Source organism: Deltaproteobacteria bacterium, from assembly GCA_020848905.1.
Taxonomy (GTDB): domain Bacteria; phylum Myxococcota_A; class Polyangia.
The window spans coordinates 20,618-33,608 of sequence record JADLHG010000066.1 but is presented as its reverse complement, the minus strand read 5'-3'; the positions used below and the strand labels follow the sequence as shown (position 1 = coordinate 33,608).

Annotated in this window: 6 protein-coding genes, 1 pseudogene and 1 other annotated feature; of the genes and pseudogenes, 3 read left to right on the top strand and 4 right to left on the bottom strand. The window is 70.4% G+C overall.

Features of this window, described 5'->3' with window-relative positions:
• Positions 1-407: 407 nt before the first annotated feature.
• The 4 genes and pseudogenes from IT371_28225 to IT371_28210 all read right to left on the bottom strand — a co-directional run bounded on the left by IT371_28225 (position 408) and on the right by IT371_28210 (position 4,147).
• Positions 408-1,698 (bottom strand): annotated as a pseudogene (locus IT371_28225) (IS3 family transposase).
• Positions 1,304-1,420 (bottom strand) — a sequence feature (AL1L pseudoknot). Its footprint overlaps the pseudogene before it by 117 nt.
• A gap of 302 nt (positions 1,699-2,000) precedes the next feature.
• Positions 2,001-3,125, bottom strand: coding sequence for a hypothetical protein (locus IT371_28220; protein ID MCC6751571.1), 1,125 nt, complete (start codon positions 3,123-3,125; stop codon positions 2,001-2,003).
• Positions 3,126-3,167: 42 nt separating this feature from the next.
• Positions 3,168-3,599, bottom strand: coding sequence for a hypothetical protein (locus tag IT371_28215; protein ID MCC6751570.1), 432 nt, complete (start codon positions 3,597-3,599; stop codon positions 3,168-3,170).
• A complete protein-coding gene (locus tag IT371_28210; GenBank protein MCC6751569.1) occupies positions 3,596-4,147 on the bottom strand; it encodes an RNA polymerase sigma factor in 552 nt (183 codons plus the stop codon). The genes IT371_28215 and IT371_28210 overlap by 4 nt, the downstream gene beginning before the upstream one ends.
• Positions 4,148-4,412: 265 nt before the next feature.
• Here IT371_28210 and IT371_28205 point away from each other — a divergent pair, with 265 nt between their 5' ends.
• From IT371_28205 to IT371_28195, 3 genes are all read left to right on the top strand, one after another.
• The gene (locus IT371_28205) at positions 4,413-6,008 is read left to right on the top strand and encodes a hypothetical protein (GenBank protein ID MCC6751568.1); all 1,596 of its coding nucleotides are present in this window, start codon (positions 4,413-4,415) and stop codon (positions 6,006-6,008) included.
• 35 nt (positions 6,009-6,043) lie between these two features.
• Positions 6,044-6,667 carry a YceI family protein gene (locus IT371_28200; protein ID MCC6751567.1) on the top strand — a complete coding sequence of 208 codons (624 nt, stop codon included), beginning with the start codon at positions 6,044-6,046 and terminating at the stop codon, positions 6,665-6,667.
• Between the two features lie 184 nt (positions 6,668-6,851).
• Complete coding sequence (locus IT371_28195; GenBank protein ID MCC6751566.1) at positions 6,852-12,929, top strand: hypothetical protein; 6,078 nt, start codon at positions 6,852-6,854, stop codon at positions 12,927-12,929.
• Positions 12,930-12,991 lie beyond the last annotated feature (62 nt).

Genomic DNA, 12,991 nt, shown 5'->3' with positions numbered 1-12,991 from the left:
TGGCGCGCAGGGGTTCGCGAGGTCCTCTTTCCGGCGGGAACCTATGCGCTTCATCTCCACGCGGGCGTGCGCGTCGTCGAAATGACCTGACCATCGCCCATACTCACCGTTCCCTCGGGCTCGTTCGCGCAGACTTGAGCCGCACCTGCTGCGGACCTGTCCGACATTCGACACGACGACCTGAGCCAAGCTCTCTGGTTCCACGTCCGATGAGCGACGCCGGTGGCAATCACGCGTCCCGGATGATGCCGGTCGCGTGCGTGGGAACGCGCATGGCGCCGACGGCAACCGAGCCCGCAGCCGAGACGGCAACCACAGCCGAGACGGCAACCATGGTCGATTGCCCGACACGGTCGGGGTCCCACGATTGAACCGCCCCGGGTTCTCCGGAGGCTCGGTTGCGTGAGTCACGCGGCCTTCTCGGAGGTGCTGTGACTCAGGTAGTAGGCCTTCTCATACTCCGCTGGGGATGTCCATCCGATCGGCTCGAGGAGCCGCGTGTTGTTGAACCAGTAGACCCATTCCAGGGTGGCGAACTCCACGTCCTCGATGGTGCGCCAGGGGCCGCGGCGACGGATGACCTCGGTCTTGTACAGGCCGTTGATCGTCTCGGCGAGAGCGTTGTCGGAGGCGTCACCGACGCTGCCGACCGAGCAGGCGATGCCGGCCTCGGCCAGCCGGTCGGTGTAGCGGATCGAGACGTATTGCACGCCCCTGTCGCTGTGATGCACGCACTCGCCCCGATGAGGTCATGCATGCAGTGCCTGCTCGAGGGCGTCGAGCGCGAGGTCCGTTCGCAGCGAGCTCGACACCCTCCAGCCGACGATGAGGCGCGAGAAGACATCGACGACGAAGGCGACGTAGACGAAGCCGGCCCAGGTGGCGACGTAGGTCAGGTCGGCCGGCCATCGACGACGAAGGCCACGTAGACGAAGCCGGCCCAGGTGGCAACGTAGGTCAGGTCGGCGACCCAGAGCTGGTTGGGGCGGCTCGCCTGGAACTCTCGTCGGACGAGGTCCAGCGGCCGAGCGGCAGCGCCACCGGCCACCGTCGTCCGGGTGAACGCCCGGCCCCGCACTGCTCCGCGCAGGCCCATCGCGCGCATCAGCCGCTGGACGGTGCAGCGAGCCACCGAGGTGCCTTCCTGCACCAGCTGTCGCCAGACCTTCTCGGCGCCGTAGACGCCGCCGTAGCTCTCGTCCCAGACCCGCCGAATCTGCACGCGCAGCTCGTCATCGCGCTTGGCCCGCGCACAGCGCAGCTCAGGGTCCCTTCTGCGGGCCGCGTGCGTGTAGTAGGTCGCCGGGGCCATCGGCAGCATGGCGCAGATCGGCTCGACCCCGTGGGCCCCTCGGTGCTCCTCGATGAACGCCACCATCACCTCGGTCGGCGGTCGAGCTCCGCCTGTGCGAAAAAAGCCGACGCCTTGCGCAGTATCTCGTTAGCGCGCTTCAGCTCGCGGACCTCGCGCTCCAGCTCCTTGAGCCGCTCACGCTCGCCCGTCGTCAGCCCGGCGCGCTTCCCGGTGTCACGCTCGGCCTGCCGCACCCACCGGCGCAGCGTCTCCGTCGTGCAGCCGATCTTCGCTGCAATCGAGCCGATCGCCGCCCACTCCGACTCATGCTCGTCCCGGTGCTCTAACACCAGCCGCACCGCTCGCTCCCGCACCTCTGGTGAAAACGTGCTCGGTCGTCCCATGTCTGCATCCTCTCAACAAATGGAGCCTCCAGGAAAGCCGGGGCGGTTCAACCACGGTTGGGTGCAAATGCACTGCAGGGTGCAAATGGCAACCACGGTTGGGTGCAAATGCGGTTGGGTGCAAATGGCGGTGGCATGCAAGTGGGATCATCGAGCCGTTCCGGACGGCGCTGCGGTAGCTGGCGGATGGCGGCCTCTCGTCGATGAGGCTCGCGAGCATTCCGCGACGATCGGCGCACTATGCTCCTCCGCAGGACAATCACCCGGATCGATCGCACGTCGCACGATCCTCGCGATCTTGATCAGACCTTGCCGCCCCAGTCGATCGACAGGGAGTGGACCACCAGGCGACCGTCCTCGAGGAGGACCGTCAGCTCGAGGGGTGTCCCCGAGAGGGAGACCCAGGTTGCGCGGACGGGGATGGTGACCGCCCCGGAGAGCTCCCCGCTCGCGGCGTGGAAGAAGCGCACCCGGCCGCGCTGCGCGATCGCCACGAGCCCCGCCGCGCTCGCCGCCGCGTCGGGGGGCTGCTCCTCGGCGCCCGGAAGCAGGCGCACGACCTCCTGCGACCGAGCGTGGTAGAGGCGCAGCTCCCCGTCGTCGCGCCCGAAGACGAGCTGGTCCTTGTCCACGAAGGTCAGCGTCTGCAGCGCGCCCGCGAGGGCCCAGGTGATGCCGCGCGTCTTCAGGTCGAGCAGCCCCACCATCCCCTCGCGACAGGCCCGCGCCAGCGTGTCGCCGAGCCGCACGAGCTGCGTCACGCGATACGCGCAGATCGGCTTGCCCACCGGCGGCTCGAGGTAGAGGCCCACGGGACAGCGCCGCGCGGGCGGCAGCGCCATCTGCGCCGGCTCGACGGGCGTCGCGCCGCACGAGAAGTGATGTACCCCCATTGCCTCGGGAAGATCCACCGACCAGCGCATCACGTTCCCGGTCTCGGTGCCGAAGAAGACCGACTTCCCCTCGGGATCGAACGCGGCCGCGGTGACCACGTACGGCCCCTTCACCTGCCGCACCATCTCCCGCCGCTCCGTGTCCCAGTAGACGGCGCTATGCCCCCCCGCGCTGAGCAGGTGGCGCCCGTCGGGAGAGAACTCGAGTGCGTCGATGCGTCCGTCGTGGCTCGCCGGCGCGGGTCCCCGCTCCTCGGGCCGACGACGTGGCCTCTGCCCCAGGTCCTCGAGGAGCCGCACCGGAGCTTCGCCGTCTCGGCGGAGAAACACGACGCCGCCGCGCGAGGTGCCCGCAGCGAAGCGACCCTCCGGGCCTTGAGCCCCCGCGGTCATCCCGGGCCCGAAGCTCGCACGCAAGCGCCCCTGCTGCACCGACACGCGCACCGCGGGAGCGCTGGCTCGCTTGCACCCCCCGGCCGCGAGGAGCGGGAGGCCAGCGGCGCCGAGCACCGCCAGGGCGCGAAGGGGAATCATCTGCGAGGGAGTGAGGAGCGCACGGGGTGGATCCGTCGGCGACTAGCGCTTGAAGAGCAGCACGAGCGCGAGAGATAGCATGATCGCCGCCGCCGCGCCAAGGAGGGCCGCCGTCAGCGCGGGACGCGCGACGTACCAGGCCCGCGGAGCTTGCGGGATCACCTCGACAGGAGAGCGCCGGCGGATGGAGCCCGTGCGCTTGCGACGCCGCACGAGACCTCGTATCGCGGCCTGGCGTGCGGCGATGCGCGCCTCGGGAGGCACCAGAACGCGCGGCCTGCCGCGGCGCACACGATGCGCGACCCGCGCGAGGCTTGCCTGCTGCTGCGCGCAGTCCGGACAGCTTCGCACGTGGCGCGCCACCACCGCCTGCTGTTCGGGGCCCATCTCCTCGGCGAACCCCATCGCCTCGGGCGTAAGACAGCCTCGCTCGTCGAGCAGCGGGATCTCGTCGAGGAGCGCCACGGGGTTCACGACGGGCTGCCCCCCACCGAGAGGCCGAGCCCCACCGCCGAGAGTCCCGCCGTCGCGAGGCGGCGCACGTCGGCCACGCTTCGGCCGGTCACCGCCGCGACCTCGGCCAGCTTCAGCCCGTGCCACAGGGTGAGCTGCAAGACCTCGCGCGTCGATCCATCGAGCCCCGCGAGCGCGCGCTCCACGTCGGGATCCTGCAGCCGCATCCCCGGCAGATCGATCGGTCCCTCCACCGGCGCGTACTCGGGGTCGAGCGCGGCCGGGTGCGAGCGCACCTCCGTGCGGTGGTGGTGTGTCACGGCGTTGCGCGCGAGGCCGTAGAGCCACGCCTTCAGGCTCGTCGACCCGTCCTGAGAGGCAGCGATGTCCTCGACCGCGGCCGCCAGCACACGCTGATAGACGCTCGTGGCCGACGCGAGGCCGACCAGCCGCGCGCAGTAGCCGTAGAGCTCGTCCTGGTAGGTTTCGAGGAGCAGCTCCACGGCGCGACGTACGTCGCCGTTCTTCAGAGCCGTGACGATCACCGTCTCGCTCACCGAATGGATCATGGGTACAGCCGGGACCTCCTCGAGCCGACGGCGGGCCGCATGAGGCCGCGCTGGTCTGACCCCTTCACCCTCCGCGCGACTCGGTCTCTATTAATGTACGCTGCCGCTCCGAGGGCGTGCCACCGCTTTGTTGCGCCCGTGCGGAAGCGCGCCCCTTGCCGCACGGGGTCAAGCTCCCGCCGCCGGCAAGCCTTACCTACCGGGCCGCCGTACCATGTGCTAAGGTCCGCGCGCCCTGGCTCGCACGAAGGAGGGGAAGCAAGCGATGCGATGTGGCTCCATCCCCCGCCGATTGGCGCTAACCCTGTTCGTCCTGGGAGCGCTCCCCAGCGCAGCGGACGCAAAGAAGAAGGCCGCGGTGCTGCCGTTTGGCGGCCCCGGAGCGGCGGGTGCGCGCGCGGGGGTGGTGGCGGCCCTCCGGGCCAAGTTCGACATCGTGGGGCAGGAGGCCTATGACACCGCCGCCGGCGACCTGGGGGTGGACGGCCGCACCGCCGCCGGGATGGCCGCTGTCTGCGGCAAGCTCAAGTGTCACGCAGTGATCAAGGGCTCCGTGGGGAAGCGGCGTCGCAAGTTCACGGTGGTCGTCACGGTGTACGACGGCAGCTCGGGCAAGGCGCTCGGCCGACGCGCCGCGACAGTGCGGGGCGTCAGCGCCGTGGCTCGCGCCGGTTCCGCCCTCGGCAAGAACTGTGCGCCGCTCGTGGCACGTGGCAGCGCGGGGAAGGCGGGCGTGAGCGCTCCGCCGGACCAGGGGGAGAGGCAGCCTCCGCCGCAGCCGCCTCCAGCGCAGCCCGTGGCGCGACGGCCTCCGCCCCAACCCGCGCCGGCCCAGCCACCGACGGGCTCCCCTCCGGTGGTGGAAGCGGACAGCCCGCCGCCCGCGCAGCCGCCGGTGGCCAAGGCCTCCCCCTCGGGCGAAGACACCTCGGACATCCCCGCCTACAAGCCCAAGCGGAAGAAGTCCAAGCGGCGCGCCTCGGCCGACGACGAAGGCGACGAGGACCGCGACGACGACCGGGATCGCGACAAGGACAAGGACTCCGACGAGGGCGACGACGACGAGGGGCGCGTCAAGGTCAAGAAGAAGCGCCGTCGCGGTAAGCTCGCCGGGCTCTTCGACGTGAGCGTGGCCCTCGGGCTCTCCACGCGAAACTACGAGCTGGCCGGGGCGAACCCCGACCAGAACAGCCGCTACGACGGAGGCATGTTTCCGGAGCTCACGATCCGTGGCGAGCTCTACCCTCTCGTCCCGTTCATGGACAACTTCGCGCGCAACCTGGGACTCGGGCTCACCTACGCGCGACACATCAGCATCAGCACCAAGCTCCCGTCGGGGGACAGCGACGTCAGCACCTCGTCGCAGGAATTCCTGATGGACCTGCGCGTGCGCTGGGCCTTCTGGGACAGCGTGACGAGCCCGGCCTTGACCGCCTTCGTGGGCTTCGGCATGCGCGACTTCTCGCTCGGCCAAAACACCGTGCTCACGAGCTTCGCCTACAAGTTCGCCCGGTTCGGCGTGGCCGCCCTGGTCCCCTTCGGCACCCCCCTCATCGCGGGGGAGCTCGGCGCCGACGCGAGGCCGATCTTCTCGATCGGACAGGAGGCGGTAGACGCGTACGGCGTGCGAAGCGGCGGGTTCGCCTGGTCGGTTCGCGCTGGCGCCTCGGGCCGCGCCAGCCTGGGCCTCATGACCCTGAGCTACTTCCTGACCTTCGAATACCTCAGCTTCGGGTCGTCCTTCGAAGGGCTCGACCCCGCGGTGAGCCCTCCGCGCAGGGGCTATCCGGACCGCACCGAGCCGACCTCCGGCAGCGACCGCTACATCCGGCTGTGGGTCGGCGCCGGCATCGGGATCTGACCGCCCACACCCTCATCCCTTCTCGAGGAGGAACCATGTTCTGCCGCTCAACCGTGCTCACTGCCCTCTTGGCGCTCGGCGTCGCGACCCCGGCTCACGCCGAGGACCCCGCAACCTGGGAGCTCGATCAGAGCCACTTCGCCGTGGGCTTTTCGGTCCGGCACATGATGATCAGCAACGTGAAGGGCGAGTTCACCAAGGCCCAGGCCACCCTGACCTACGATGGCCAGGACGTGACCAAGGCCGTCGTGGAGGCCTCCGTCGAGGTCACGAGCATCACCACGAAGAACGCCAAGCGTGACGCGCACCTGAAGAGCCCGGACTTCTTCGACGCCGCGAAGCACCCCAAGCTCACCTTTAAGTCCACCAAGGTGCGCCGCGGCTTCCGCGGTCAGCTCAAGGTGACGGGGGAGCTGACCATCCGCGGCGTGACCAAGCCCCTCGAGCTGGCCGTCATGGGGCTCGGCAAGCCGATCAAGGACATGATGGGCAAGTCGCGCGTCGGCATCCAGGCTGCCGGGAAGATCAGCCGCAAGGAGTTCGGCATGACCTGGAACAAGACCCTCGACAAGGGGGGCCTCGTGGTCGGTGACGACGTGTTCATCACCCTCGACGCCGAGTTCATCCGCAAGGAGAGCGGCGCGGCGGCGGCGAAGTAGCCCGCGCCGCGTAGTCCCCGCCATGTAGCCTGCTCCCGCCTCCCTCGTCCCCCCGGGGCTGGCCTCGAGCCCCAACAGCCTCGAGATCCTTTCCCTCCCCCGTGCGTTTGCACGACGTTAGCGATACCCTCGGGCGTCGCCCGACCCTCGCCCTACCGACCCAGGTTGCTTTTCGGAGGCTGCCATGTCCCGACCGCTCCGTCGTCTCGTCCTCACCGTCCTGCTGCTCTCGGCGGTACAGTGCGCGCACCAACCAGGGTCGGTCCGCACCGCGTCGCTCCCGCCGTTGCGGGTAGACCCCTTCGCCGGGCTCGACCCTCTCGGAGAGGACAAGCCGCAGGCCTTCACCTTCCGGCATGGACCGAAGCCGCCGCCCGAGACGGGCGAGAAGGTGACGCTCCCCTTTCCCCCGCCCGCGAGCCCCGGCGCGGTGCGCAAACCCGTCGCCCCCGAGCTGAAGGTGCTCCGCACGCAGCCCCAGGGCGAGGACGGCCTCATCGGCGCGGTCAGCGCGACCTTCAACCAGCCCATGGTCCCCGTCGCCGCGCTCGAGGACCTCGCGCGTTTTCCCGTGCCCCTCAAGATCGAGCCCGTCGTCCCGGGTCGCTTTCGCTGGCTCGGCACGGCCACCGTCACCTTCGAGCCCACCGGACGCATGCCCTTCTCGACGCGCTACGAGGCCCGCATTCCGGCGGGCACGCGCGCCCCGAGCGGCCGCGTACTCGAGGAGGAGGTCCGCTGGAGCTTCGCCACTCCGCGCGTGACGCTGGTCCAGGCCCTGCCGAATCGCTGGAACAGCCAGGTGCGCCCCGACACCGCGCTCGCCTTTCAGTTCAACCAACCGGTCGCCGCCCGCGAGGTGCTCAAGCACCTGCAGAGCCCCCAGCTCGCCGCCGAGGACCTCGAGATCGTGCCCCAGGCCGAGTGGGCCAGCCTCAAGTACGTCGGCAAGGCGGTCGCCACCTGGGAGGTTCCACGCACGGTAGTGCTCCGGCCCAAGCGCCCGCTCCCACTCGCCACGCACTTCTCGATCCAGCTCAGCGCCGGCCTGACCGGCGAGGGACCGCTGCCCACCACGCGTCCCCTCGACCACGTCTTCTCGACCTACAGCCCGCTGCGCATCGAGGAGATCCGCTGCAACGACTCGAGCCACTGCGACCCCGAGTCGGGCCTCGCGGTGCGCTTCAATAACCCCCTCGTCACGGCGGACCCCGAGGCGCGCGTCACCGTCACGCCGAAGGTCGCCGAGCTCAAGGTCAGCTCGAGCGGCTCCTGGGTCAGTCTGGAGGGCGCATTCAAACCGCGCACCAAGTACACGGTGCGCGTCGCCGAGGGGTTCAAGGACATCCACGGCCAGCTCCTCGCCCAGGGGTCGAGCAAGGCGCTCACCACGGGCGACCTCTACCCCGCGCTCGACTTCACCGCCTCCGGGCACGCGGTGCTGGAATGGAAGCAGGGGCGCCAGGTGCCGCTCAACGTGACCAGCGTGAAGAGCGCCCGGCTGCGCATGGTGAAGGTGGAGCGCGCGCAGCTCCTCACGCTCCTCGAGACCGCCAGGCACTCGTGGGACGACGGCGGACGACGCGACCCGCTCGCCGGGATCCGCGGCATCGTGGTCAACCGCACGCTGAAGACCGGCGTCCCGATCAACGGACGCGCGCGGCTCGGCCTCGCCACCGACGAGGCGCTCGGCAGCGGCGCCCCCGGCGTGGTCTACGTCGAGCTCCGCTCCGAGGAGCTCCGCCGCTACTACAAGTACGCGAACCCCTTTCGCGGCCTGCTGGTCAACCTGACCGACATCGCGCTGCTCGCGCGCTACGACCACGACAAGATCCTCGTGCTCGCCACGGGGCTGCAGAGCGGCGCACCGCTCGCCGGCCTCGACCTCGAGCTGCGCGACGGCGCGGGGGTCGTGCGCTGGAAGGGACGCACGAGCGCCGACGGCACGGCGGAGCTGCCGGGGAGCCGCCCGCTCGACACCAAGCGCCCCTTCGTGCTCTGGGGGAGCCGCGGCAAGGACACCACCTTCGCGCTCCTCGACGCGTCGGGAGCCGGCGGCGGCTACCTCTCGTCGTACGCGAGCTGGCACGGGACGCGCGCGAAGCGCGAGCTGCGCATGCATCTCTTCACCGACCGCGACCCCTATCGCCCCGGCGAGAAGGTGCACCTCAAGGGGATCCTGCGCATGGTGGACACCACGCCGAACGGCGGGGTGGAGCCCATCGCCCACGACGCGCGCGAGGCCAAGGTGCGCATCACCACCGCGCGAGGGCGCAAGCTCCTCGAGGTCAAGCGCACGCTCAGCCCGAGCGGCGCCTTCGCCGTGGACGTGGAGATCCCGGAAGGGGCCGACCTCGGCAACTACCACGTCTCGGTCCGCACCGACGCCGGATACTCCTCGGGGAACTTCCGCGTCGAGGAGTACCGGGCTCCCGAGTTCGAGGTGAAGGTGGAGACGCCGGACCGCGCGCACTTCTTCCGCGACGAGCTCCGGGCCAAGGTGGGGGCGGACTACCTCTTCGGCGCGCCGATGGCCGGGGCCGAGGTGAAGTGGACGCTCCGGCGCAGCGACACGAGCTTCGTGCCGCCGAACAACGACGGCTTCTCCTTCGGCGAGGCGGTCCCGTGGTGGTTCCGTTGGAGCTACCGCTTCGGACGCCGCGGAGGACGCCACGGCGGCTATCTCGAGGACAGCGGCGGAGAGGGGAAGATCGTCGAGCGCGGCGAGGGCCTGCTCGACGCGGGGGGCCGGCTCCCGGTCGCCGTCCGGCTCGAGCGGGACAAGGAAGACCGGCGGCACGGCGCGGCCTCCTTCACGCTCGAGGCCGAGGTGCTCGACCAGAACCGGCAGAGCATCGCCGGTCGCAAGACCCTGACCGTGCACCCCGCGTCGCTCTACGTCGGCCTGCGCCCGGAAAAGACGGTGATCAAGGCCAGCGAGCCCGTGGCCCTGGCCGCCGTCCTGACCGGCCTCGACGGCAAACGCGTAGCGGGCCGCGAGCTCACCCTGCGCGCGCTCGAGGTGGTGAACAAGGCGCGCGCGGTCCAGGAGGACGGTGAGTGGCGCTACCGCTACGAGAGCCGCGAGGTAGAGGTCGCGAGCTGCGCCGTCAAGACCGCCCCCGAGGCGGCGAGCTGCGAGCTCACGCTGCCGAAGCCGGGAATGTATCTGGTGCGCGCCGAGACGAAGGACGAGCGGGCGAGGCTCGCGCGCACGACGATCCAGGTCTACGCCTACGGTCCGGGCTACGTCCCCTGGCAGCTCGAGAACCAGTCCAAGATCGAGCTCGTCGCCGACAAGGCGAGCTACCGGCCCGGGGACACGGCCCGCATCCTGATCAAGTCTCCGCTCGCGAAGAGCCGCGGCTTCCTCACGCTCTCGCGCGGGGGGATCGCCTCGCACCGGCTCCTCGCGCTCGACGGGAACGCGCAGGTCGTGGAGGTGCCCATCGACCCGCGCCACCTCCCCGAGCTCCACGTCGGTGTCGCGCTCGGTCGCGGTCGCACCAAGATCACGGAGGGCAGCAAGGACGCGGCGCGTGACCTCGGCCGCCCCACCTTCGCCTTCGGCTCGCTTCGCCTGCCGGTCTCGCTCGAGCAGAAGACGATTACCGTGATCGTGAAGCCGGCAAAGGAGACCGTCCGCCCGTCGGAGACGGTGAAGGTCACCCTGGAGACCAAGGACGCGCGCGGCAACGGCGTCGCCGCGGAGCTCGCCGTGATGGTGGTCGACGAGGGCGTGCTCTCGCTCCTCGGCTATCAGACGCCGAGCCCGCTCGAGGTCTTTCACCGCGAGCGCGCGGAGGAGACGGCGATCCAGGACAACCGCAACAACCTCCTCAAGCGCGAGAGCAAGTTGCAGCGTCCGAGACCCCGCGAGGCGGCAGCGACGAAGGACGGCAAGAAGTATGCACGCAAGTCCGAGATCATGGGCGCTGTCGCCGCGAACGGCGGGGGACGCGGGCGCGGGCACTACGGCGCCGCGGGGGGCGCGCTGGCCCAGCCGGCCTCCCCGATGCCCGAGACCACCGCCGATCGCTCACCAGGGCGCAAGGTCGCGCTCACGAGGAACGCGCTCCCGCTCGACGGACGCGACAAGGAGGCGCCGCGCATCCGCTCGCGCTCGTTCTTCGCCACCACGGCCTACTACAATCCGTCGGTCACGACGGGTGAGGACGGCCGCGTGACGCTCGAGGTCAAGCTCCCCGACAACCTCACCACCTTCCGCATCATGGCCGTGGCGCTCGACCCGGCCACCCCCGATCGCTTCGGCAAGGGGGAGGCGCAGGTGAAGGTCCGCAAGGCGCTCCTGCTCCGGCCGTCGCTCCCGCGCTTCCTCTCGATCGGGGATCGCTTCGAGGCCGCCGTGATGGTGCACAACGAGACCGACCGGCCCGGAACGGTCGACGTGCTGGTGCGCGGCCGCAACGTGAAGGCCACCGGAGAGGGACGGAAGCGCGTCGAGATCCCCGCCCACCGAGCGGCCGAGGTGCGATTTCCGATGGAGCCCATGGCCCCGGGTCCCGCGCGGCTCCAGTTTGCGGCGGTGCTCGGCGACGAGACCGACGCGGTGGAGAAGCAGCTCCCGGTCCTGCTCCCGGCCACGACCGAGGCCTTCGCGACCTACGGCATGACGGACGCGTCGCTCGCACAGCCCGTGCTGCCGCCGAAGAACGCGCTCCCCGGCTACGGCGGCCTCGAGATCTCCATGAGCTCGACGGCGCTCACGGGCCTGCAGGACGCGGTGCGCTACCTGGTGGACTACCCGCACGGCTGCACCGAGCAGACCGCGAGCCGGCTCCTGCCGCTCGCCGGACTGAAGGACATCTTGCAGGACTTCCAGATCGCCACGCTGGCCGACGAGACGGCGCGTCACCGTCTGATGAAGACGGGGATCGCGCGGCTCGAGAGCCTGCAGCGCTGGGACGGCGGCTGGGGGATGTGGGAGGGGGCCCAGGTGAGCTGGCCCTACCTCACGGCCTACGCCATGTTCGCGCTGCGGCGGGCGAAGGAGGCCGGCTACCCGGTCGACGACGGGAAGCTCGCGCGGGGGGCCCGCTTCCTCAAGCAGCTCCTCGACTACCCCCGTCGCGAGTTCGGCGAGCAATACGCCTACGTAACGCAGACGCTGAGCGTGTGGATGCTCTCCGAGCTCAAGCAGCACGAGCGCGAGCACGCGAAGCGCCTCTACGAGAAGCGCAACGAGCTGCCACTCTTCGCCCGCGCGTGGCTGATGCAGGCGCTCCACCGCGCCGACGGCCGCACGACCGAGGTGAACGAGCTCCTGCGCGAGCTCGATAACGCCGCCAGCGAAACGGCCTCCGCGGCCCACTTCTCCGAGGTGAAGACCGAGAGCCTGCGCCTGCTCATGCACAGCGAGGACCGCACCGACGCGATCGTGCTCTACGCCCTGCTCGAGGTGGCCCCGGAGCACACGCTCCTGCCCAAGGTGGTCCGCGGCCTGATCCAGGCGCGCGTCCGCGGCATGTGGTCCACCACCCAGTCGAACGCCTACGCGCTCACGGCGCTCTCCCGCTACTACAAGCAGGTGGAGAAGGTGGTCCCCGACTACGTGGCGCGCCTCTGGCTGGGCGAGGCGGGCTTTCTCGGGGAGGAGCGCTTCAAGGGACGGCAGATGAAGGTCGTCCAGCAGAACGTGCCGCTCGCCGCCCTGCAGGACGCGGGGAAGCAGGACCTCATCTTCGACAAGCAGGGCCCCGGCAAGCTCTACTACCGCGTGGGGCTCCGTTACGCGCCGACCGACCTGCGCCTGCCTCCCGAGGAGCAGGGCTTCGCGGTGACCCGCACCTACGAGCCCGTGGAGGGGCTGAAGGAGAGCGTGGTCCGCGCGAGCGACGGCTCGTGGCGCATCAAGGCCGGCAGCACCGTGCGCGTCCGCCTCACGGTGGTGGTCCCGGGCCAGCGCTACTTCGTGGCCGTCATGGATCCCCTCCCTGCGGGCCTCGAGGCGGTGAACCTGGACTTCCAGACCAGCGCCACTTCGCGCCTCGCCGGGGAGCGCAAGCACCGGGTCTACGACTTCTGGTCCTGGTACGCGCTCTTCGCCTTCGAGCACAAGGAGCTCCGCGACGAGAGCGTGGTGCTCTATGCCGATCGTCTCCCGGCCGGCGTGTACGAGTACACCTACCTGGCGCGCGCCACGACCCTCGGTCGCTTCGTCGCCGCGCCGACCAAGGCCGAGGAGATGTACCAGCCCGAGACCTTCGGCCGCACGGGGACGACCTTCGTCGAGGTGCGGTAGCGCGCGCGTGAGCGACACAGCCGAGCCGCGCGGCGGCGATCGCATACTGTCGGTGGCGCAAG